General features: G+C 36.5%; 18 protein-coding genes. All 18 read left to right on the forward strand.

Going from position 1 to position 20735, the window contains the following annotated elements; all coding sequences use genetic code 11:
* Nucleotides 1-896: 896 nt before the first annotated feature.
* The 18 genes from gap (at nt 897) to ftsA (ending at nt 20639) form a co-directional block, all read left to right on the forward strand.
* Nucleotides 897-1889 (forward strand): type I glyceraldehyde-3-phosphate dehydrogenase, encoded by a 993-nt coding sequence (gap, locus tag FA046_RS05920; protein ID WP_136825470.1) that lies wholly within the window; start codon nt 897-899, stop codon nt 1887-1889.
* 10 nt (nt 1890-1899) lie between these two features.
* Nucleotides 1900-2334 (forward strand): GNAT family N-acetyltransferase, encoded by a 435-nt coding sequence (locus FA046_RS05925; protein ID WP_136825471.1) that lies wholly within the window; start codon nt 1900-1902, stop codon nt 2332-2334.
* Between the two features lie 255 nt (nt 2335-2589).
* A complete protein-coding gene (locus FA046_RS05930) occupies nt 2590-3030 on the forward strand; it encodes an endonuclease domain-containing protein (RefSeq protein ID WP_136825472.1) in 441 nt (146 codons plus the stop codon).
* 370 nt (nt 3031-3400) lie between these two features.
* The gene (locus FA046_RS05935; RefSeq protein ID WP_136825473.1) at nt 3401-4591 is read left to right on the forward strand and encodes a phosphoglycerate kinase; all 1191 of its coding nucleotides are present in this window, start codon (nt 3401-3403) and stop codon (nt 4589-4591) included.
* Between the two features lie 769 nt (nt 4592-5360).
* Nucleotides 5361-5597, forward strand: coding sequence for a hypothetical protein (locus FA046_RS05940; protein WP_136825474.1), 237 nt, complete (start codon nt 5361-5363; stop codon nt 5595-5597).
* Complete coding sequence (locus FA046_RS05945; protein WP_136825475.1) at nt 5584-5847, forward strand: PIN domain-containing protein; 264 nt, start codon at nt 5584-5586, stop codon at nt 5845-5847. Before FA046_RS05940 ends, FA046_RS05945 begins: the two co-directional genes overlap by 14 nt.
* Before the next feature lie 647 nt (nt 5848-6494).
* Entirely contained in the window at nt 6495-6959 is a 465-nt protein-coding gene (gene mraZ, locus FA046_RS05950) for a division/cell wall cluster transcriptional repressor MraZ (RefSeq protein ID WP_136825476.1), read from the forward strand.
* Nucleotides 6949-7854 carry a 16S rRNA (cytosine(1402)-N(4))-methyltransferase RsmH gene (gene rsmH / locus FA046_RS05955; protein ID WP_136825477.1) on the forward strand — a complete coding sequence of 302 codons (906 nt, stop codon included), beginning with the start codon at nt 6949-6951 and terminating at the stop codon, nt 7852-7854. The genes mraZ and rsmH overlap by 11 nt, the downstream gene beginning before the upstream one ends.
* Nucleotides 7851-8255: an FtsL-like putative cell division protein gene (locus FA046_RS05960; RefSeq protein WP_136825478.1), complete on the forward strand. Its 405-nt coding sequence runs from the start codon at nt 7851-7853 to the stop codon at nt 8253-8255. The genes rsmH and FA046_RS05960 overlap by 4 nt, the downstream gene beginning before the upstream one ends.
* Nucleotides 8245-10347, forward strand: a complete 2103-nt coding sequence (locus FA046_RS05965; RefSeq protein ID WP_136825479.1) for a penicillin-binding protein — start codon at nt 8245-8247, stop codon at nt 10345-10347. The genes FA046_RS05960 and FA046_RS05965 overlap by 11 nt, the downstream gene beginning before the upstream one ends.
* The gene (locus FA046_RS05970) at nt 10348-11811 is read left to right on the forward strand and encodes a UDP-N-acetylmuramoyl-L-alanyl-D-glutamate--2,6-diaminopimelate ligase (protein WP_136825480.1); all 1464 of its coding nucleotides are present in this window, start codon (nt 10348-10350) and stop codon (nt 11809-11811) included. It begins immediately after the preceding gene.
* Nucleotides 11812-11844: 33 nt separating this feature from the next.
* On the forward strand, nt 11845-13140 hold the full coding sequence (mraY, locus tag FA046_RS05975) for a phospho-N-acetylmuramoyl-pentapeptide-transferase (RefSeq protein ID WP_136825481.1): 1296 nt from the start codon (nt 11845-11847) through the stop codon (nt 13138-13140).
* Nucleotides 13141-13206: 66 nt separating this feature from the next.
* A complete protein-coding gene (murD, locus tag FA046_RS05980; RefSeq protein WP_136825482.1) occupies nt 13207-14616 on the forward strand; it encodes a UDP-N-acetylmuramoyl-L-alanine--D-glutamate ligase in 1410 nt (469 codons plus the stop codon).
* Between the two features lies 1 nt (nt 14617).
* Nucleotides 14618-15796 (forward strand): FtsW/RodA/SpoVE family cell cycle protein, encoded by a 1179-nt coding sequence (locus FA046_RS05985; protein WP_205943611.1) that lies wholly within the window; start codon nt 14618-14620, stop codon nt 15794-15796.
* A gap of 161 nt (nt 15797-15957) precedes the next feature.
* On the forward strand, nt 15958-17058 hold the full coding sequence (gene murG / locus FA046_RS05990) for an undecaprenyldiphospho-muramoylpentapeptide beta-N-acetylglucosaminyltransferase (protein ID WP_136825483.1): 1101 nt from the start codon (nt 15958-15960) through the stop codon (nt 17056-17058).
* Nucleotides 17059-17060: 2 nt separating this feature from the next.
* Nucleotides 17061-18419 (forward strand): UDP-N-acetylmuramate--L-alanine ligase, encoded by a 1359-nt coding sequence (gene murC / locus FA046_RS05995; protein ID WP_136826066.1) that lies wholly within the window; start codon nt 17061-17063, stop codon nt 18417-18419.
* Entirely contained in the window at nt 18412-19284 is an 873-nt protein-coding gene (locus tag FA046_RS06000; protein WP_136825484.1) for a cell division protein FtsQ/DivIB, read from the forward strand. The genes murC and FA046_RS06000 overlap by 8 nt, the downstream gene beginning before the upstream one ends.
* Before the next feature lie 2 nt (nt 19285-19286).
* Nucleotides 19287-20639: a cell division protein FtsA gene (gene ftsA / locus FA046_RS06005; protein ID WP_136825485.1), complete on the forward strand. Its 1353-nt coding sequence runs from the start codon at nt 19287-19289 to the stop codon at nt 20637-20639.
* Nucleotides 20640-20735: the final 96 nt, after the last annotated feature.

Here is a 20735-nt window from a genome sequence, read left to right on the forward strand (position 1 = left end):
TGGTGTCTTTGTAAAGTCATTATGCAGAGCAATTAAGCATATCAACAATGCAGAGCGACAAAGCAAGGACGGCCTTAAAGGATTTGGAGGGAAAGCCCATAAATCTTTTGCATTGCCATACGTTTAGCACAAGCTTTAAACCTGCCTACCGGCAGGCAGGCAATCCGTAGAAGTGCTGTAGAAACTTTATGCTTGCACTGCCCTTCCCACGGCTTCGGTTTGAGGTTAAAGATTTATTGAGGCTAACTGATCAAATATTCATCAGCCTTGATTTTTTGGTTCCTTTTTCATCAAGAAAAACTGCGAAGCACTCTTGAGAGCCTTTAAAAAACAATAAACAACTCGAAAAAAGGAACTAGGCTTAGCCCGCCAATGAGGGCAGGAAAGCCTTGAGGGAGAAGGCAAATAGCATTTCAATTGAAATAAAGTTATTCAATTCATAATCTCGCCGCTCATTAGCCGCTGAGGCCTAGTCCTTTTGCTTCAGCGCAAAAGGACCAAAACGCCGCCGCTTCGCCGATTGCTATGAAAGGTTCTGCAAATATTTCTTCAATGCTACCCGCAATCGCCAAGGCGGAATAATACGGTTATAAATGGTTAGTGCTAGATGTTCTGAATTTAATTTTGAAATTCACTATTCAATTGAGATGGTGGCTTTGCAATGTGGTATAGCAGAGCGACAAAGCAAGGCCGGCCTATTAGTCCCGATACGTATCGGGATGGAAAGGAAGTCCAATAAATCTTTTATAGAAACTTACTTAAAGCACTACCCTCAGCATAGGAGAGACCCTGCTTGAACAATAACACTACCAATCATCACTAAAAAATGATAAAAACAACAATACGCAAACCAGAAAAATTAATCCCATTTGGTAACTTGCACAAAATTTTAGAAGATGAAGGTTGCGATCAATGGGTTTGGGCGAATAGGGAGGACGGTTTTAAGGATTTTAGCAGAAAGAAGTAAGGTGGAAGTGGTTGCTATCAATGATTTGACTGATACAGAAACTTTGGCACACCTGCTAAAATACGATTCCGTACATGGAAATTTCAAAGGAACCGTTACTTATGATCAAAATCACATCATCATTAATGGTCAAAAAATTAAGGTTTTTGCCGAAAAAGATCCTGAAAATCTTCCTTGGTTAGCCTTAGATATAGATGTGGTGATAGAAGCAACAGGTAAATTTTTAACATCAGCTTTAGCTAACAAACATATAAAGGCAGGTGCTAAAAGAGTGATCCTTTCGGCTCCTTCTCCAGATAAACAAATCCCAACAATAGTATTAGGTGTGAATGATCAAGAGATAGATTGGAGTTTACCCATCATTTCAAATGCATCTTGTACCACTAATAATGTGGCCGCTATGGTGAAGGTTTTAGACGATCATTGGGGAATTAAAGAAGGCTACATCACCACCGTACATTCCATGACGGGTGATCAAAATTTACATGATGCTCCGCATCGTGATTTAAGAAGAGCAAGAGCAGCTTCCTCCTCTATCATTCCAACCACTACAGGAGCGGCAAAAGCTATTACTAGTATTTTCCCTCATTTAGAAGGAAATTTAGGAGGTGCAGGAATTAGGGTTCCGGTATTAAATGGCTCGCTGACCGATTTTACCTGCGTTTTAAAGAAACAACCTGCTTCGGTAGAAGAAATAAACCAAGCTTTTAAGGCTGCTGCCGATGGCGAATTACAGCATATATTAGAATATACCGAAGACCCCATCGTCTCCATAGATATTATTGATAATCCTCATTCCTGTATTTTCGATGCACAATTAACCTCTATTGTGGGTGGAATGGTAAAAGTAGTAGGCTGGTATGATAATGAATATGGCTATTCCAGTAGATTAGCCGACCTTACCGAGAAAATTAAGCTTTAATTGCGCCAAAATGATCAAATTTATACCAACAGTTGCAGTGCTTCCGCTTAGAAATAGCGTATTAAGAGAAGGAAAATTAAAAGACGAAGAATGTGTATTCTTAAATGATGATGCCTTAGATACCTTTCATTTAGGATATATTTTAGATCAAGAAGTAATTTCTGTAGTTACTTTTCATCACCAATCTCGACCAGGTTTTCCAGGAGAAGCCTTTCAGTTAAGAGGGATGGCAACTGATGCTGCATTTCAGGGCAAGGGTTACGGCAATCAATTGGTTAACTTTGCCATCGTATATCTAAAAGGTCAAAAAGTAAATTATATATGGTGTAACGCCAGGCAAAAAGCATTCAAATTTTACCAAAGTTTAGGCTTCGAGTTCATCAGCGAAGAATTTGACATCCCCGGAATAGGCATTCACAAAGCCATGTATTTAAAAATTCAGTAAATAAAAAATCATCCATTCCAAGGCAATACAAAATTAACCACAATCTAGGTATCCCCCTCACGGAGGGGGTTAGGGGGAGGATTCTCGCTGTTCTCATTAAAAACTCATCCATTTTAATCTAATACTCTTTTTAAACCACAATCTAGGTATCCCCCTTACGGAGAGGGTTAGGGGGAGGAATAATGTAAAAAATATTCCAACTTATAGTTTAATTATCTATTTTAGTATCTCTAATCCGCTTAAAAACAAGCAACTATGATTCCTGCGAGCAAAAATAATATCTGGCATTATAATAAAAATCTTAAATCATTTGCTTCTGCGAATAGAAAAGACATGACTAAAGCAGAAGCTTGTTTATGGAAATTCGTCTTAAGTGGCAGACAAATGATGGGCTATCAATTTAGAAGGCAGCGACCTATTTTAAACTATATCGCAGATTTTATGTGTAAAGAGTTAATGTTGATTATTGAAGCTGATGGTTTAACTCATCAATGGGAGGAGAATGCTAAAAAAGATATGATAAGAGAAGAAGTGTTAGAATCTTTAGGATTTACTGTGATTAGATTTACTGATCAAGAAATACTAAGAGATATTACAAATGTAATTAGGGTGGTAGAATATTATATTGAAGATTTTAAGGAAAAATCAGTTTTACTACCTCCTTTAATTCCTCCGCCAGCGGATAAGAATACCTAAATAGCTTACATCTCAAACGTACTATTATCCATTATCGACAATCTAGGTATCCCCCTCTCGGAGGGGGCAGGGGGAGGTTTTCATTCTCAATTTTAAAAAACTAAATTTGAAACCTACCACAATCTTTAAACCACAATTTAGGTATTCCGCCTCACGGAGGGGGTTAGGGGGAGGATTCTTGATTTTTCCGTTAAAATAAAATCTATCTCAAACAAGATATTTAAATCACAATATGGGTATCCCCCTCACGGAGGGGGTTAGGGGGAGGTTTTTTAATTCACTCAAAAAAAACATAAAAACGGAGGGGCGCATTTCAAAATTAACCCAAAATTTAATCTAATTCCTTAGTTTAGCACCTCAAATTTAGAACATGAAAACAATAGACGATATAAATTTTTCGAACAAAAAAGCACTCATCAGGGTAGATTTTAATGTGCCTTTAGATGCTGATTTTAATATTACCGATGATAAAAGAATGACGGCAGCTTTGCCAAGTATTCAAAAAATATTGAACGATGGCGGTAGCGTGATATTGATGTCTCACCTGGGTCGACCAAAAGACGGACCTACTGATAAATACTCTCTAAGGCACATTGTGGCTCACCTTTCTAAATTATTAAATAAGGAAGTGGCTTTCGCCGATGACTGCATAGGCGCTCAGGCAATAGAGAAAGCAGCGAGTTTAAAAAGTGGCGAAGTGTTGCTTTTAGAAAACCTGCGTTTTTACAAAGAAGAAGAAAAAGGCGATGTGGCTTTTGCCGAAAAGCTTTCTAAACTAGGAGAAATATACGTGAACGATGCTTTTGGTACCGCACACAGGGCACATGCTTCCACCTCTATTATTGCTCAGTTTTTCCCTCAAGCCAAATATTTTGGTTATTTAATGGGTGCTGAACTAGCTAATGCCGAGAAAATTCTGAATCACGCCGAAAGACCTTTTACTGCGATTATGGGTGGAGCAAAGGTTTCGGATAAAATATTACTGATCGAAAAATTATTAGATAAAGTAGATTATCTTTTAATTGGAGGCGGAATGACCTATACTTTTATTAAAGCAGCAGGTGGCGAAATAGGAAATTCTTTAGTGGAATTGGATAAAGTAGATTTAGCCAAAGAATTGGTGAAGAAAGCCGAAGCAAAAGGTGTGAAACTATTAATCCCTACCGATTCTCTTATTGCAGATGCTTTTTCAAATGATGCCAAAACAGAAAGAGCTTTGAGTAAAAATATTCCAGAAGGCTGGATGGGTTTAGATATTAGTGACGATACCATTGCAACTTTTAGCGAGGTGATCAAAAAATCTAAAACCGTTTTATGGAATGGTCCTATGGGTGTTTTTGAAATGTCTAGCTTTGAAAAAGGCACCAAAGAAGTGGCTTTTGCAGTAGTGGAGGCCACAAAAAATGGAGCTTTCTCTTTAATAGGTGGTGGAGATTCGGCAGCAGCAGTAGCTAAATTTGGTTTAGAAGATGAAGTAAGTTATGTTTCTACCGGTGGCGGGGCATTATTAGAATATATGGAAGGAAAAGAACTGCCAGGTGTAAAAGCCATTTTAGATTAATAAACATGAATAAAAGGTCTTTTTCCTAAAGGCTCTAATTTTTTAAAATAAATAATAAACATCATCTAGCATTAGCTGGGTGATGTTTATGTTTACAGTAAATCCATTCAAATGCTATTTTAAATTGTATGTCACCCTGAGCAGCCTGTCCCGATTTTCTTATCGGGAGAATCGAAGGGTCAGTAAGCATAAGGCTTCGACTCCGATCAGCCTGACAAACATTGAATCTTTATTTTATTAAACAATTTGAATTACAGCACTATGTCACCCTGAGCGGAGTCGAAGGGTCAGTAAGCATAAGGCTTCGACTCCGATCAGCCTGACAAACATTGAATCTTTATTTTATTAAACAATTTGAATTACAGCACTATGTCACCCTGAGCGGAGTCGAAGGGTCAGTAAGCATAAGGCTTCGACTGCGCTCAGCCTGACAAACATCTTACTTCGCTCAGCTTAAACAATATTAGACTCCACTTCAGCAATAGAGTAATATTTTTAATTACAACACTGTGTCACCCTGAGCGGAGTCGAAGGGCTATGCATTAAGGTAAGAAAGGGCTTCGACTGCGCTCAGCCTGACAAACATTGAATCTTTATTTTATTAATAATTTGAATTTCAGCACTTTTGTACCCTGAGCGGAATCGATTGTCACCCTGAGCGGAGTCGAAGGGCTATGCAATTAATTGAGATAGAAATCATCAATAAAAAAAGCATTTATTTGGAATTGGAATAATTAATATATTTGTATGAGTAGCTAAAAAAATCATCATGTATACTGAAGCTAAAAAATTACACCTTATCGAAGAGGTTCTCAAAATAAAAAGCGACATCACTTTAGATGCTGTAGAAAATTTTCTAAAGCATGCTGTTAAGAGTGTCAAAAAAAATAAAAAAGAATCAAGTTTTAGCGAATTCTCTGGGATCTGGTCGAAAGGAGAAGCTTCAGAGATAGAGCAAATTATTACTGAATCCTGTGAAATAATTAACCCTGATGACTGGAAATGACATAATAATAGATACCAATGTTGTCATAGAATTATTTAAGGGTAATACTATTATGTCCATATTATTGATTGCAGATAAAGAAACCGCTAATCAATATGGTTTAATAAAAACGCAATTGCTTCAAAAAGGGAAACCTATCCCTGAAAATGATATTTGGATTGCAGCTACAGCTAAACAACATCAAATCAAATTGATCACCCTTGATAAACATTTCCTTGAAGTTGAAGGTATTCTTTTGGAGAAGATTTAAAGGCTATTCACACTGTCCTAGCAGGTTCTCATTTTAGCTAATCCTGCGTTTTATTAATCAATTTGAATTACAACACTGTGTCACCCTGAGCGGAGTCGAAGGGCTATACATTAAGGTAAGAAGGGGCTTCGTCTCCACTCAGCCTGAGAAACATTCGACACTTTTAAATCTAGCATTTTTCTGTCTCAGCAGGGTCTCGCTTTAGCTGACCCTGCGTTTTAGTAGTCAATTTTAATTATTAATCAATTTAATCACACCGCTATGTCCACCCTGAGCAGCTTGTTCCGATTTTCTCATCTGGAAAGTCGAAGGGTATTCCTCCTATAGGTTTAATATAGCCAATTCTTAAAAATGAAATCAAATTGAGATGCATATTGAAATCTTCTCCCACCAATCTTAATTTCCCTATTCAATTCCGTTCAATTTTCCCACTTCTGCTTAAAACGTTAGCAATGACTTGTTTTTCAATGAATTAATGAGGCTGTTGAGGAGTGGTTTGTAGCTTTTTAAGTAAATCACTTTTACAAATATTGTTTAAACGATCAGTTAAAGAGGCTTTTTGATTGTTGAAAACTTTTTGTGGTAGAAAGTGGGAAAAAGTGGAGACATTATTTACTTTTACATAAGAAATTGTCAAACCTGTAAATATGTCCCATCTCATTGGAGAATTTGATTGCAAGTTGGATGCGAAAGGCCGTTTAATGGTTCCTTCCGGTCTTAAAAAGCAATTGCCTGCTGTTGATGCAGAGGGCCTGGTAATTAACAGGGGTTTTGAAAAGCATTTAACCATTTACACTAAAGCCGAATGGGATAAGATTACTGCTGAATTAGCGGCTTTAAATCAATACGAAAAGAAAACCAGAGATTTTATCAGATATTTTACCCGTGGCGCATCAGAATTATCATTAGATGCTTCAGGTAGGGTTTTATTGCCAAAGTCTTTGTTAGAATATGCCGGTGTAGGTACGGAAGTAGTGCTTTCTTGTCAGTTTGATAAGATAGAACTTTGGGCTAAAGATGCTTATGAAGCGCAATTAGATAATGAGCCAGAGAGCTTTGCAAATTTAGCTGAAGAAGTAATGGGAAGTAAAAGAGGAGGTAATGATGTCTAATTATCATATACCGGTGATGCTAAAAGAGTGTATAGATGCTTTGGATATACAGCCATCTGGGGTGTATGTAGATGTGACTTTTGGTGGCGGTGGTCATTCAAAAGAAATCATGAAGCATTTAGGTGATGATGGCGTTTTGGTAGCTTTTGACCAAGATGTGGATGCACAAAAAAATGTAATAGCTGATGAACGTTTTGTGTTTATTGATCAAAACTTCAGGTATTTAAAAAATAATTTAAGGATGCATGATTTGCTCCCTGTGAATGGAATTTTAGCTGATTTAGGAGTTTCTTCTCATCAGTTTGATGTGCCGGAGCGTGGTTTTTCTACTCGCTTTGATGCGGATTTGGATATGAGAATGGATCAAGCTGGATCATTAACTGCAAAAAAAGTGGTGAATGAATATTCTGAAGATCAATTGCATAAAATTTTCGGCATTTACGGAGAAATTCAAAATGCTAAATCTTTGGCAAAGGCGGTAGTTACCTCAAGATTAGCCAAACCTATTGAAACCATTGCCGATCTAAAATCGGCTATAGCCAAATTAATTCCTAAAGGAAAAGAGAACAAATACTTAGCACAAGTTTTTCAGGCTTTACGCATAGAAGTAAATCAAGAAATGGAAGCTTTAAAAGAGTTTTTAGAGCAAACGGTTGATGTTTTAGCCAGCGGTGGAAGGTTAGTGGTGATGTCTTATCATTCTTTAGAAGATCGTTTGGTGAAAAACTTTATGGCCAAAGGAAAATTCTCTGGTACGGTAGAAAAAGATTTTTTTGGAAATGAAATTAAGCCTTTTGATTTAGTAGTGAAAAAATCAATTACTGCTTCAGAAGATGAAATAAAAATAAACAACAGAGCAAGAAGTGCAAGGTTAAGAATAGCAGTGAAGAGATGACAAATAGGTTAAGATCTGAAATAGAGGAAGAGGAAATTATTGAGCCACAGCCGGTAAAACAGGAAACCCCTGCGCCGTCATCAGGTTCTTTTATATCCTTCCTTTCTAAAGGATCAATATCTAAAGAAGCTGCAACAGAAGCGTTACCCTTCATTATTTTTCTGGCTTTTTTAGGGATGATGTACATCGGCAACAGGCATTCGGCAGAGAACAACATTCGGAAAATAGATAAGCTGGGCAAAGAAGTGAAAGAGTTAAGTTGGGATTTTAAGACGCTGAAAGCTGATTTAATGTTTAAAAGCAAACAAACAGAGGTGATTAAAAGAGTCGACTCTGTATTAGGATTAAGAGTATCTATTAAACCGCCAATTAAAATAAAAGTAGTAAACAATGAACATTAGAACCAATATTCTGCTTCGTGTTTATGCAGCTTTCGGGCTCATACTCTTATTTGCTTGTGCAGTAATTGGGAAAATGGTGCATGTACAAGTGGTACAAGGCGAAAAGTACCGTTCAATGGCGGATAGTTTAAGTACTAAATATGCAGAGGTAGAGGCCGCCAGAGGAAATATTTATTCTATAGACGGAAGTTTATTAGCGACTTCAGTTCCTGAGTATGATATCAGAATGGATTTGCTGGCTGGCGGAATAGAAGATGATCAGGTTTTTTATGCAAAAGTAGATTCTTTAGCTTATGACCTATCTCGTTATTTTAATGATAAGTCCGAAAGAGAGTATTCCAGGTTATTGCGTAACGCCAGACAAGACAGAGAACGTTATTTTTTATTGAAAAGAGACATTACTTATCAAGATTTAAAAGCTTTAAGAAAGTTCCCAATTTTCAACTTAGGCAGGTATAAAGGCGGAATGATTTCGGTTCAACAAAATAAAAGAATATTACCATTTAGAGATTTAGCTTCAAGAACCATAGGTTATTATAATGCCAATTCTAACGCCGCTGTAGGTTTAGAAGGTGCTTACGGCGATTATATTAATGGAGAAACCGGAAAGCGCTTGGTACAAAGAATTGCTGGCGGTGTTTGGATGCCGGTAAATGAAGATGCAGAAATAGCGCCAAAGGATGGCGCAGATATCATATCTACCATTGATGTGAATATGCAAGATTTGGCACAAAATGCTTTAAAAAAGCAGTTGATTAAAAGTGCGGCAGATTTTGGTTGCGTAATGGTGATGGATGTGAAAACCGGCGAAATTAAAGCTATTGCAAACTATACCAAAGTTGCTGAAGACGATTATCAAGAAACTTTTAATTACGGAATTGCACAAAGTGCCGAGCCGGGTTCTACTTTTAAATTAGCCTCATATTTAGTCGCCATAGAAGATGGAAAATTTGGTTTAAATGATATTGTGACTACAGATGGCGGTCAGTATCGTTTGTATAACCACACCATTAAAGATCATGAAAATGAAGGCACTATTCCTATGAAAGTGGCTTTTGAAAGATCTTCAAATGTGGCTATTGTAAAGCAAATTTATAAGCACTACAAAGATAATCCCGATGCTTTTACCAGCAAGTTAAAAGCATTGCATTTAGATGAAAAACTGGGTTTACAAATCTCTGGAGAGGGAGCGCCCCTCATAAAAACCACTAAAAGTAAATCGTGGAGTGGCTTAACATTGCCTCAAATGGCTTATGGCTATGAATTAAAAATGACACCGCTTCAAATTCTCACCCTATATAATGCAGTAGCCAATAACGGTAAAATGATTGCCCCACTATTTGTACATGAAATTAGAAGATTGGGTAATACGGTCGAATTATTTAAGGCCCGTACCATTAAAGAACAAATATGCTCTGATAAAACTTTAGGCTTATTAAAAGAAATGTTAGAAGGCGTAGTTACACAAGGTACGGCAAGCGCAATCAATAATCCATTATATAAAATTGCTGGTAAAACCGGTACAGCTCAAGTTGCTGATGGTGCAAATGGTTACAAGGGGAAAAGAAAATACCAAGCTTCATTTTGTGGTTACTTCCCGGCAGATAACCCTAAGTATTCTATGATTGTGGTGGTGCAAAACCCTACTAAAGGATCTTATTACGCCGCACAAGTTGCCGGTCCAGTGTTCAGAGAAATTGCCGATGTAGTTTTTGGTAGTGATTTAAATATGGAAAGCAATGAGAAATTACCGCAATTGGTAGGCAATACCAAGCTGCCTGCTGTTAAGGGAGGCTATAAAAAATCGGCTCAAAAAGTTTACAGTGCTTTTGGCATAAAAGCTTTGTATGCTTCTAACAGTCAGGATCAAATGAGCTTAGATACCAACAACGGCATTGCTTATAAAGAAGTAAAATTAAATAAAGGCATGGTGCCGGATGTGGTAGGTATGGGATTAAAAGATGCGCTTTTTGTTTTAGGAAACTCAGGTTTAAAGCCTGTAGTTCAAGGGCAAGGGACTGTTAAAAATCAATCACTAGCATCAGGAACACCAATTTATAAAGGGACAAGAATTTTAATTGAATTACAATAAGTGGCTATACTAAAAGACATATTATATGGAGTTGCGTTAGAGCAAGTAGTGGGTGCTACCGATGTGGAAGTGGAAGCCCTGCAATTTGATTCCAGAAAAGTTGCGCTTCAATCTTTATTTATAGCCATTAAAGGAACCCTTTCTGACGGGCATCAGTTTATGGCAACAGCCATAGAAAAAGGGGCGGTTGTGATTGTTTGTGAAGCAATGCCTGCTGTGTTTGATCTTCAGGTGACTTATGTGAAGGTTCAAAATTCGGCGAAAGCCTTAGGAATAATAGCGGCCAACTTTTATCAGCATCCTTCAAAAAAATTAAAATTAGTAGGGGTAACAGGCACCAATGGAAAAACCACGGTAGCCACCTTATTGTATAAACTTTTTAGAGATTTGGGCTACAAAGCCGGACTCATTTCTACGGTAGAGAATCAAATTAATGATCAGGTAATTCCTTCAACACATACCACTCCAGATCCTATTGCACTCAATATTTTATTGAATGAAATGCTTGTAAAAGGCTGCGATTACTGCTTTATGGAGGTAAGTTCTCATGCAATAGCGCAATACAGAATAGAAGGATTAAGCTTTAGCGGCGGAATTTTTACCAACATTACGCATGATCATTTAGACTTTCATATCACTTTTGATAACTATTTAAAAGCTAAAAAAGCATTTTTTGATGGTTTAGATAAATCAGCTTTTGCTTTAACCAATGCCGATGATAAAAACGGATTGGTGATGTTGCAAAACACCAAAGCCCATAAAAAAACCTATGGTTTAAAGTCTCTAACAGATTTTAAAGCAAAAATTATAGAGAACCAATTTTCGGGTTTACACCTGGATATGGATGGGGAAGAAGTGTATTTTAAACTGGTAGGCAGCTTTAACGCATCTAATTTATTAGCAGTTTATGGTGCAGCTTTATTGCTAGAGCAAGATAAAACCAAAGTGCTTACCATTTTAAGTCGCTTAAACGGTGCCGAAGGGCGTTTTGATTATATCATTTCTCCTAACGGGATCATCGGAATTGTGGATTATGCCCATACGCCAGATGCGATAGAAAATGTATTAAGTACGGTAGATAATATCCGCTCTAAAAGCGAACAAGTGATCACCATTGTGGGTTGCGGTGGCGATAGAGATAAAACTAAACGCCCATTAATGGCAAAAGCCGCTTGTGAGTGGAGTGATAAAGTGATATTGACTTCAGACAATCCAAGATCAGAAGATCCTGAGCAAATTATTAAAGATATGCAAGCCGGTGTTTCTCCGGTTCATCAAAAGAAAGTTTTATCAATTACAGATAGAAAAGAAGCGATAAAAACAGCAGTTCATTTGGCTAAACCCGGAGATATTATTTTACTAGCCGGAAAAGGACATGAGAAATACCAGGAAATAAAAGGGGTAAAAAGTGATTTTGATGATAAAAAAATATTAAACGAATGTTTTCAGCAATTGAGTTCATAAACGCTAAAAATTTTCACTTAAAAAACTAAAAGGATGTTATACTACCTATTCAATTATTTAGATAAACAATTTGATTTCCCCGGAGCAGGTGTATTTCAGTTTATCTCTTTTAGAGCAGGAATGGCTATGATTCTTTCTTTAATTATCACTACCGTTTATGGTAGCAGGTTAATTAATTATTTGAGATACAAACAAGTTGGTGAAACCGTAAGGAATTTAGGTTTAGAGGGGCAAAACCAAAAGCAAGGCACCCCTACAATGGGTGGTTTAATTATTATTGCAGGGATACTAATTCCTACTTTATTATTAGCCAGAATAGAGAATATTTACATTATTTTAATGATAGTGACCACCATTTGGATGGGAGCAATAGGTTTTTTAGATGATTATATTAAAGTATTTAAAAAGAATAAAGAAGGCTTAGCCGGAAGATTTAAAATTATTGGGCAGGTAGGATTGTCTCTTATTGTGGGTTATACCATGTTTTTTCATCCTGATATTTTGGTAAGACAAACCATTACTGAAGCGCCTGCATCTACTAACGTGAGATCTATTCCTGGTGGTTTTAAAGAAGAAATTATCAATGAAAAAGGAGAGAAATTAATTCGTGTTGAAAAATCTACAGGGGTTTATTATGCAAAGGATGTAAAATCAACCAAAACAAACATTCCTTTTTATAAAGACAATGAGTTTGATTATGCAAAGGTTCTTAAATTTTTAGGCGACGATTATGAAAAATATGCTTTAGTCGTATTTCTTTTATTCGTTATCGTGATTATTACTGCCGTATCTAATGGGGCTAACATTACCGATGGGATTGATGGACTGGCAACAGGGACTTCGGCAATTATCGGAATTACTTTAGCGCTTTTGGCTTACGTTTCTGGTAATACCATTATTGCAGATTATTTGAAGATCATTTATATCCCAAACTCGGGAGAATTGGTGGTTTTTGCAGCTGCTTTTGTGGGTGCTTGTATTGGGTTTTTATGGTACAATGCTTATCCGGCTCAGGTTTTTATGGGCGATACGGGTAGTTTAACCATAGGAGGAATTATAGCCGTATTAGCCATTATGATTCGTAAAGAATTATTGATTCCAATTTTATGTGGAGTTTTTCTAATCGAAAATCTCTCTGTCATTATGCAAGTTTCGTGGTTTAAATACACCAAAAGAAAATATGGCGAAGGCAGGCGCATATTCCTGATGTCTCCATTGCATCATCATTTTCAGAAAAAGGGCTACCACGAATCTAAAATTGTCAGTCGTTTTTGGATAGTCGGAATTTTATTAGCCATTATCACTATAGTGACATTGAAATTGAGATAAGAGTATCGAGATGTAAGTATCAAGTATCAAGAACAAAGACAAAAGAATCAAGACAAAAGAAACAAGATGAAGAATAACCAACAACATATTCCACATAGTGCTCCCTCTCCTTTGGAGAGGGCTGGGGTGAGGCCTGTTGGGGTGAGGCTCGTTATTCTTGGAGCTGGAGAAAGTGGAGTTGGTGCGGCAATATTGGCGCAAAAGCAAGGATTTGATGTTTTTGTCTCAGATTTTGGAGTGATTAAAGAGGCTTATCAATTAGAATTAGAAAGCTATCATATTCCTTTTGAATCAGCTCAACATACCGAAGAATTGATTTTAAATGCTGATGAAGTGGTAAAAAGTCCGGGTATTCCAGATAAAGCACCCATCATCAAAAAATTGAAAGAAAAAGGCATTTCCATTATTTCTGAGATTGAATTTGCAGGAAGATATACTGATGCAAAAATGATTTGTATCACAGGTTCTAATGGTAAAACTACCACCACTTTGTTAACCTATCATATCCTTAAAAATGCAGGCTTAAATGTGGGTTTAGGCGGTAATATTGGAAAAAGTTTTGCCAAACAAGTCGCTTTAGAATCGTTTGAATATTATGTTTTAGAGATCAGCAGTTTCATGTTAGATAACATGTATGCTTTTAAAGCGCATTTGGCCGTATTGCTTAATATCACTCCAGATCATTTAGATAGATATGATTACCAAATGGCAAATTATGTGGTATCTAAGTTCAAAATCACCCAAAATTTAACAGCACAAGATCATTTCATTTATTGCGATGATGATATAGAAATTGCTAGTTTTTTGGCTTCCGCCGATGTAAAAGCACAACATCATCCTTTTTCAATAGAACATGAAACTATAAATGGAGCATGGCTTCAGCAAAATAACCTCACCATTCAACTTACCAATTCAGATCAATTCGATATGTCAATTCAAGATTTAGCACTTCAGGGGAAACACAATGTGTACAATTCTATGGCTTCTGGTATAACAGCCAAAGTTCTGGAGATCAGAAATGAAACCATCCGCGAAAGCATGGGGAATTACAAAAATATCGAACACAGGTTAGAGCATGTGGCTAATATTTCTGGAATCAGCTTTATCAATGATTCTAAGGCCACCAATGTAAATTCTACTTGGTATGCTTTAGAAAGCATAAATACTGATGTGATTTTAATAATGGGTGGAGTTGATAAAGGCAATGACTACAGTATGCTAACTGATTTGGTTAGACAAAAAGTGAAAGCAATTATTTGTTTAGGGAAAGATAATAAAGCTATTCATGATGCTTTTGAAGATGAAGTGGAAGTGATTGTAAATACCTTTTCGGCAAGTGAAGCAGTGATTATTGCTTATCATTTAGCCAAAAAAGGGTCTACAGTTTTGTTATCTCCGGCTTGCGCAAGTTTTGATTTATTCAAAAGCTACGAAGACCGTGGAAACCAGTTTAAAGCAGCAGTAAAAGAATTATAATATGATTAAAGCAATACTTAATCAAACTAAAGGAGACAGGTGGATATGGCTCATTATCATCTTGCTTTCGCTGATTTCTGTTTTGGCAGTGTATTCCGCTACCGGAACGCTGGCTTATAAAAGAGGCGTAGGTTCTGAGTCTTTAATGTTTAAGCACTTGATTTTTATTGTCTTTGGTTTTGTACTCATTTATTTTGCCCATCTATTAAATTACCGTTATTACGCTGGTATTTCTAAGGTTTTAATGGTAATTACTATACCGTTATTATTATACACCTTGCTTTTTGGGAGTAATGTAAATGATGCCAGCAGATGGATTGCAATACCCGGAACTGGTTTAACTTTCCAAACCTCAGATTTAGCTAAATTGGCATTAATTACCTTTTTAGCAAGAACACTTACTAAAAAGCAAGAAAACATAAAGGATGTAAAAACATCTTTTATCCCAATCATGGGCTCGGTTTGTTTAGTGTTTATCCTCATAGGTTTAGCTAATTTATCAACTGCATTAATGCTTTTTGGCGTAAGTATTTTGATTCTATTGATTGGAAGAATCAGCATGAAGCAAATCGCTATTGTATGTGTAGGAGGGGCAGCATTGTTAACCATATTGGTGTTATTTGGTCCTAGAAGAGAGACTTATAAATCTCGTATTAAAGCCTACTTTAATCCCGAGATGCAACACTCTGACAAAACTTTTCAGCAAGATCAATCAAAAATTGCCATTGCATCTGGCGGTATTATGGGTAAAGGCCCGGGGAATAGTACACAAAGAAATTTTCTTCCTCACCCTTACTCAGATTTTATTTTTGCCATCATTGTAGAAGAATATGGCATGGTTGGTGGTGTTACCGTAGTACTGCTCTACATGCTGTTGATGTATCGAATTACAAAAATTGTTACTCAAGCCCCAAAAGCTTTTGGGGCATTATTGGCAGCAGGATTAGGTTTTAGTTTAACCATACAAGCATTAGCCAACATGGCGGTTGCCGTTAATCTTTTCCCTGTTACCGGGGTGCCTTTGCCATTGGTAAGTATGGGTGGAACCTCCATTTTATTTACTAGTGTGGCTTTTGGTATCATCCTTTCGGTAAGTAAAGATGTGGAAGAATATAAATTAGAAAATAAAGGCAGCAAAGCCGAAAAAGTAATTATTGGAGAAATACCAGCATTAGCTTAGATAAGTATCAAGATATGAGTATCAAGTATCAAGATGCAAGCATCAAGATACTGATTTGAAGATTTGGAAATAAGATAATTTGAAGATGCTTAGCGGCATCAATATTAAATAAATTAAACATGGAAGTCCTTCTCTTTTGGAGAAGGATTTAGGATGAGGCTATGGCAAAAAGAATAATCATTAGTGGAGGCGGCACCGGAGGACATATCTTCCCGGCGATAGCGATAGCTAATGCCTTGAAGAAAATTGATGCCAAAACCGAGATATTATTTGTGGGTGCTAAAGGCAAAATGGAAATGGAAAAAGTGCCTGCCGCTGGTTATTCAATTATTGGTTTAGATATTCAAGGTCTTCAAAGATCTTCTATCACCAAAAACTTGCTTTTGCCTTTTAAAATTATTAAAAGTGTGATGACGTCTTTAAAAATCATCAAAAACTTTAAGCCCGATGCCGTAGTAGGGGTTGGAGGCTATGCCTCTGGTCCTTTGTTGTTTGCCGCATCTTTAAAAAACATACCCTACCTCATTCAAGAACAAAATTCTTATGCAGGCATGACCAATAAATATTTAGCAAAAAAAGCAAAGAAAGTTTGTGTAGCTTTTGATAACATGGCTAACTTTTTTCCTGCTGATAAAATTGTTAAAACGGGTAATCCGGTAAGAAGAGAATCTGTTAATATTGAAGGCAAACTAGATGAAGCTGCTGCATTTTTTGAGTTAGAGACTTCTAAAAAAACTATTTTAGTTATTGGCGGAAGTTTAGGTGCCGGGACTTTAAATACCAGCATGATGGCAGGCTTAACCCAATTACAGGAAGCCGGAATACAGGTAATCTGGCAAACTGGAAAATATTACTATAAAGGAGTGATAGAAAAATTTGGTAACCAGCCTAAAGATTTGGGAATTAGAATTTTTGAGTTTTTAAATCGAATGGATTTAGCTTATGCGATGGCAGATGTTATCATCTCTAGAGCTGGAGCCGGAACCATATCTGAGCTTTGCTTAATTAAAAAACCCGTTTTGTTAGTTCCATCGCCAAATGTGGTAGATGATCATCAAACAAAAAATGCTCACGCCTTAATTAATAAGGAAGCAGCAATTTTAATCTCAGATAAACATGCAGAATCTGAGCTAATAGATCAAACTTTAAAATTATTGGCCAATGAAGAGCAAATGAAATTAATTTCAGAGCGAATTGGTGCTTTAGGATTACCCAATGCCGACGAACAGATTGCTGATGAAATATTAAAAATTGCGATATAATGATAGCACTGGCAGACATAAAAAGAGTTTACTTAATCGGTATAGGCGGTATCGGGATGAGTGGTCTTGCCCGATATTTCCATCATCAGGGTTTATTAGTTTGTGGTTACGATAAAACAGCAACTCCTTTAACTCAGGCCATGGCTAATGAAGGAATTTGTATGCTTTATGAAGATGAAGCCAGTTTAATTCCTTTGTCTTTTCAGGGAAAAGATGATGCTACTTTATTGATTTATACGCCTGCCATTCCTAAAGACAGCAAAATTTTAAATTATTTTAAAAACAGGGCCTTTAAGCTATACAAAAGATCAGAGGTTTTAGGGATCATCTCAAAAGGGATGTTTTGCATTGCGGTAGCTGGTACACACGGTAAAACCACTACCAGTTCTTTAATAGCGCATTTGCTTAAAGAAGGCGGTATAGATTGTTCGGCTTTTTTAGGCGGAATAAGTACCAATTATCAAACTAATGTATTGTTTGGTAAAAGTGAAGTGATGGTGGTAGAAGCTGATGAATATGATCGTTCATTTTTAACACTTCATCCAAATATTGCTGTAATAACCTCTATGGATGCAGATCATTTAGATATTTACGGAGAGGAAAAGGAATTGCATGAATCTTTTAGATTATTTGCCAAACAGGTTAAACCTGATGGAAAGCTGATTAGAAAAATTAATTTGCCTTTAACAGGAGGTAAAACTTATGGAATTAATCAGCCAGAAGCACAAGCAGAAGGATTAAACATTAAAATAGAAAATCAAAGTTTCTCTTTCGATTTTAGAAATGAAGACTTGAAAATGGAGGCACTGGTTTTGGGTTTGCCAGGTCAACACAATATAGAAAACGCAGTAGCTGCAATTGAAGTGGCATTGGCTTTAAACATCAGTTTAGAGGATATCAGAAAAGGACTAGCTTCTTTTTTAGGAGTAAAAAGACGTTTTGAATACGTAATCAAAGAAAAGTCTTGCGTTTTTATTGATGATTATGCTCATCATCCCGAAGAATTAAAAGCCTGTTTTAAAGCGGTTAGGTCTTTATATCCTGAGCATAAATTAACGGTTATTTTTCAACCCCATTTGTTTAGCAGAACCAGAGATTTTGCTGCCGATTTTATTTCTGTATTAAACACGGTTGATGAATTGCTTTTGTTAGAGATTTATCCGGCCAGAGAATTGCCAATAGCTGGTGTAAATAGTCAGATGCTGGCTAGTAAAATGGATGTTGATAAAGTAAGGGTTTGTGGAAAAGAAGAAGCATTACACATCATCAGGAATGAAAAACCTACTCTACTTTTGACCGTTGGTGCCGGAGATATAGATACATTGATTCAACCTTTAAAAAATATTTTGCAAAATGCTTAAAAGAATAAACTGGAGGGCGGTTTTAATTGGGTTTGCTTGGGTACTTAGCCTTAGCAGCGTAATCGCACTCATGAGTTTTATCGAGATTAAAAAGGCAGAGAGTACTTGCGAAAAAGTACAGGTTATTTTGCCGGGAAATCAATTTTTTATTGAAAGAGCAGAAGTAGATCAAATTTTAACTTATAAAAATGGCTTATTGGTAGGCCGAAGATTAGGTGGCATTAACATACAAGATTTAGAAAACAAGCTAAAAGCAAATCCATTTATAGAATACGCCAAGGTTTATATTGATATGAATGGCGTGATACATGCAGATATTAAACAAAGAGTACCTGTTTTAAGAATTTTTAACTTATCAGGGCAAGATTTTTATGTGGATCAAAATGGTTTAAAAATTCCATTATCAGATCATTTTACCGCAAGGGTTTTGGCTGCAAATGGCTCCATTTTAGAAGATTTTGGCGGGAATGTAGATACTTTAAAAACGCAGTTGGGTAAAGATTTATTTAACACAGCCAAATACATCGCATCAGACTCTTTATGGAACGAGCAAATTGTACAGGTTTTTGTGAATAACAATAATGACATAGAATTGGTGCCACGAGTGGGTAATCAGAAAATTATATTAGGTAATGCCATAAATATGGAAGAAAAGTTTAGGAACCTTTTACTTTTTTATAAAAACGCATTGCCAAAAGTAGGTTGGGATACCTACAGTACTATCAATCTAAAATTTAAAGGGCAAATTGTTTGCGAGCGTAGAGATTCTACTTTGTTAAAGAATGCATCGGCCAACAAAAACATTTTAGACAGTACAAAAACACCATCAATAGCAACACAGGATTCAATACAAAATATACTTTAAACATGGAAAAAGGTATCACTAAACAATCAAAAAGCTCACCTATTGTAGTCGGTTTAGATATCGGAACTACAAAAATTTGTGTGATCATTGGGAGAAGAAATGATCATGGCAAAATTGAGGTTTTAGGTCTCGGTAAAGCAGAGTCTGCAGGGGTAACTCGTGGCGTTGTATCTAATATTGCTAAAACAGTAAAAGGTATTTTACAGGCAGTAGAAGAAGGGAGCTCGCAGTCTAACGTTGATGTAAAAATAGTAAATGTGGGTATCGCTGGTCAGCATATCAAAAGTTTACAACATCGCGGAATTTTTACACGTAAAGACCTAAGTAACGAGATCTCCAGAAACGATATTGATCGTTTAATTGACGACATGTTTAAATTAGCTATGAATCCCGGTGAAGAAATCATCCATGTGCTTCCGCAGGAATTTACAGTAGATAATGAGCCTGGCGTTAAAGATCCGGTAGGAATGGCTGGTGTAAGGTTAGAAGCTAACTTCCATATCATTACTGGTCAGGTTACGGCTATCAAAAATATTATGAAATGTGTAGATCAGGGGGGATTAGAAACTCAAGATCTTATTTTAGAGCCTTTGGCTTCTTCAGAATCTGTGTTGAGTGAAGAAGAAAAAGAAGCTGGAGTAGTTTTAGTAGATATAGGTGGTGGTACTACTGATGTCGCCATTTTCCATGAAGGCATCATCAGACATACTGCTGTTATTCCTTTCGGAGGCAATAGCGTAACAGAAGATATTAGAGAAGGCTGTTCGGTAATGCGTAACCAAGCCGAATTGTTAAAAGTAAAATTTGGATCGGCTTTGGCCGAAGAAAATAAAGAAAACGAAATTATTTGCGTTCCGGGTTTAAGAGGCAGAGATCCTAAAGAGATTTCTGTTAAAAATTTAGCGTTCGTCATTCAAGCTCGTATGGAAGAAATCATAGAGCATGTTTATTACGAGATTAAATCATCAGGATACGAAAAGAGGCTAATTGGTGGAATTGTAGTGACTGGAGGTGGTGCATTGTTAAAGCATTTACCTCAATTAATAGAATATGTTACTGGTTTAGATTGTCGTGTGGGTTATCCAAATGAGCACTTAGCAAAAAATGAAAGCCTACCAAAAAATGTGTACGAAGATTTAAAAAGCCCAATGTATGCTACCGGTATAGGCTTGTTAATTAAAGGAATAGAGAAAGTAGAACATGAGCTTCACAAAGAGAAATCATCTTCTAAACCAAGCCAAGTGGTGGTGCAAACATCAGTAACCGGCAAACCAAGAGGTTTATTTGCTTCGTTGTTAGAAGGAACTAAGAAGTTTATTAAGGATGATATTCCAGATCAAGACTTTTTGAAATAATTTTCAACAAAGCATAAGTTTTCCACAGTATCAACAATTGTGGATAACTAGTGTGGAAAATTTTATATAATTACAAGTAGATTAAAATAGAATTTA

Origin of the sequence: Pedobacter cryophilus, from assembly GCF_005116455.1 — a bacterium.
Classification (GTDB): Bacteria; Bacteroidota; Bacteroidia; order Sphingobacteriales; family Sphingobacteriaceae; genus Pseudopedobacter; species Pseudopedobacter cryophilum.

Excerpts from the sequence above, each read along its gene's own strand:
- FA046_RS05945 (WP_136825475.1), top strand. The coding sequence starts at position 5,584 with ATGACTGGAAATGACATAATAATAGATACCAATGTTGTCATAGAATTA.
- FA046_RS05930 (WP_136825472.1), top strand. The coding sequence starts at position 2,590 with ATGATTCCTGCGAGCAAAAATAATATCTGGCATTATAATAAAAATCTT.
- FA046_RS05935 (WP_136825473.1), top strand. The coding sequence starts at position 3,401 with ATGAAAACAATAGACGATATAAATTTTTCGAACAAAAAAGCACTCATC.
- mraZ (WP_136825476.1), top strand. The coding sequence starts at position 6,495 with ATGTCCCATCTCATTGGAGAATTTGATTGCAAGTTGGATGCGAAAGGC.
- FA046_RS06000 (WP_136825484.1), top strand. The coding sequence starts at position 18,412 with ATGCTTAAAAGAATAAACTGGAGGGCGGTTTTAATTGGGTTTGCTTGG.
- rsmH (WP_136825477.1), top strand. The coding sequence starts at position 6,949 with ATGATGTCTAATTATCATATACCGGTGATGCTAAAAGAGTGTATAGAT.
- mraY (WP_136825481.1), top strand. The coding sequence starts at position 11,845 with ATGTTATACTACCTATTCAATTATTTAGATAAACAATTTGATTTCCCC.
- FA046_RS05965 (WP_136825479.1), top strand. The coding sequence starts at position 8,245 with ATGAACATTAGAACCAATATTCTGCTTCGTGTTTATGCAGCTTTCGGG.
- FA046_RS05925 (WP_136825471.1), top strand. The coding sequence starts at position 1,900 with ATGATCAAATTTATACCAACAGTTGCAGTGCTTCCGCTTAGAAATAGC.
- FA046_RS05985 (WP_205943611.1), top strand. The coding sequence starts at position 14,618 with ATGATTAAAGCAATACTTAATCAAACTAAAGGAGACAGGTGGATATGG.
- ftsA (WP_136825485.1), top strand. The coding sequence starts at position 19,287 with ATGGAAAAAGGTATCACTAAACAATCAAAAAGCTCACCTATTGTAGTC.
- gap (WP_136825470.1), top strand. The coding sequence starts at position 897 with ATGAAGGTTGCGATCAATGGGTTTGGGCGAATAGGGAGGACGGTTTTA.
- murD (WP_136825482.1), top strand. The coding sequence starts at position 13,207 with ATGAAGAATAACCAACAACATATTCCACATAGTGCTCCCTCTCCTTTG.
- murG (WP_136825483.1), top strand. The coding sequence starts at position 15,958 with ATGGCAAAAAGAATAATCATTAGTGGAGGCGGCACCGGAGGACATATC.
- FA046_RS05960 (WP_136825478.1), top strand. The coding sequence starts at position 7,851 with ATGACAAATAGGTTAAGATCTGAAATAGAGGAAGAGGAAATTATTGAG.
- FA046_RS05940 (WP_136825474.1), top strand. The coding sequence starts at position 5,361 with ATGTATACTGAAGCTAAAAAATTACACCTTATCGAAGAGGTTCTCAAA.